Source organism: Weissella sp. DD23 (assembly GCF_001579105.1).
Taxonomy (GTDB): Bacteria; Bacillota; Bacilli; order Lactobacillales; family Lactobacillaceae; genus Weissella; species Weissella cibaria.
On sequence record NZ_KQ970392.1, the window covers coordinates 357,050 to 359,441 of the forward strand.

Here is a 2,392-nt window from a genome sequence, read left to right on the forward strand (position 1 = left end):
AATTGGGTAAGCCGGTGGTTGTGACGGGGGATGTACACTATCTCAATCCCGAGGATGCCATTTACCGTAAGATTTTGATTAGCTCACAAGGTGGGGCTAATCCCTTGAATCGTTATTCATTGCCAGATATGCACTTCCGAACGACACAGGAGTTGTTGGATGACTTTGCTTGGATGGGCGAGGAGCTAGCTAAAAAGTTGGTCATTGATAATACACACGTTGTGGCTGACATGATTGACGATGTTGAGGCGATTAAGGGTGGAAATTATCCACCTAACATGCCTGGCGCAGATGATGAAGTGCGGCAGAAGTCATATGACACCGCCTACCGTTTGTACGGAAATCCGTTACCTGAAATCGTCGAAGCCCGCATTGAGCAAGAATTACGTTCAATTATTTCTAACGGATTCTCGGTTATTTACCTGGTTGCGCAACGTTTGGTGGCTAAGTCAAATAAAGATGGTTATTTGGTTGGATCTCGTGGTTCGGTGGGCTCTTCACTAATTGCCCTGTTAATCGGGATTACTGAAGTGAATGCCTTGCCACCGCACTATCGTAGTGTCGCTGGTGACTATGTGGAATTCGTTGATCCACGTGAGTACGAGTCTGGCTATGATTTGCCTGAAAAGTTGAGTCCAATTGATGGGACAAAGTTGATTGGGGATGGACACAACATTCCGTTTGAAACCTTCTTGGGATTCAAGGGTAACAAGGTGCCGGATATTGATTTGAACTTCTCTGGTGACTATCAGCAATTTGCTCACAACTATATGAAGTCTTTGTTTGGTGAGAACAATGTATTCCGTGCCGGTACGATTGCGACGGTGGCGGATAAGACCGCGTTTGGATACGTAAAGGCGTATGAGCGTGATCATGATGTTAGTTTCCGAGGTGCAGAAATTGAACGGTTGGCTTTGGGCGCTACTGGGGTTAAGCGGACTACCGGTCAGCACCCGGCTGGTATCTTGATTGTGCCGGACGATATGGAAATTTTTGATTTCACACCAATTCAGTTCCCGGCCGATGATCTGTCAGCCACTTGGCGGACGACCCACTTCGATTTCCACTCAATTCACGATAATATCCTGAAGATGGATATCCTGGGTCACGATGATCCCACAATGATTCGTGCCTTACAGGATATGTCCGGCATTGATCCGCAAACGATTCCGATGAATGATCCAGGGGTGATGAGTCTATTTTCATCACCAGAAGCCCTTGGCGTAGATGAAGAACAGATCTTCTCGAAGTCAGGTACGTTGGGTGTGCCTGAATTTGGAACGGCTTTTGTTCGTGGTATGTTGGAGGAAACACACCCGAAGAACTATTCTGAATTGCTACAAATTTCTGGTTTGTCTCACGGAACTGACGTGTGGCGTGGTAATGCGGATGAATTGATTCAACGTGGGGTTGCGACAATCGGTACGGTTATCGGAACGCGTGACAAGATCATGACCGACTTGATTAACTACGGGGTACAGCCAGAGTCATCATTCCAGATTATGGAAAAGGTACGTAAGGGTAAGGGAATCTCAGATGAGTACCAAGCCGAAATGCGTGCAGCTGGCGTACCGGAGTGGTATATCGAGTCAGGATTGAAGATTAAGTATATGTTCCCGCGTGCTCACGCGGCCGCTTACGTTTTGATGGCGTTGCGAATTGCCTACTTTAAGGTATACTTCCCGACGTTGTATTACGCGGCATATTTCTCAGTGCGCGCAAGCAACTTTGATATCGTTGCCATGTCACGTGGTTTGAATTCAACTAAGGCAAGAATTCAAGAAATCAAAAAAATGGGAAATGAAGCTTCAGCTAAGGATAAGGATTTATTGACTGTGCTTGAATTGGCTAATGAAGCCCTTGAGCGTGGCATTAAGTTCAATATGGTTGATTTGTATAAGTCTGACTCAGAGCAGTGGGTCTTAGATGGTGATACGTTGATTGCGCCGTTTAATGCGGTGCCTGGTCTGGGTGATAACGTTGCGAAGCGGATCATTGCTGCGCGTGCTGAACGTGAATTCCTGTCAAAGGAAGATCTTGCACAGCGTGGTGGTGTGTCAAAGACGTTGATGGATTACTTAGATGAGAATGGCGTGCTTGCTGGCATGCCGGATGAAAATCAATTGGCCCTATTCTAATAAGATGGAACGAAAGCGTTTCGTGATAGTCAGCTATCATGGAGCGCTTTTTTCATTTACTGAAGGTGCAGTAAATGTTCGGAAAAATTTTCGAAAACAAAGCAGTTGACGAACATTATGAAAAGCGGTATATTAATTAAGCACTCGAGCGAGGGTGTGTTGATAATAAAAAACGTTGTTAAAACTCGTTGTTGACTTATCAAAAAACATTCTGTATTATATATTAAGTCGTCTCAGAGATATGAAATATCTGT

Annotated in this window: 1 protein-coding gene; it reads left to right on the forward strand. The window is 45.2% G+C overall.

The features are described from left to right. The coding region (locus WEIDD23_RS06010) for a PolC-type DNA polymerase III (RefSeq protein WP_156469577.1) at positions 1-2,138 on the forward strand (2,138 nt) is incomplete at its 5' end. Positions 2,139-2,392: the final 254 nt, after the last annotated feature.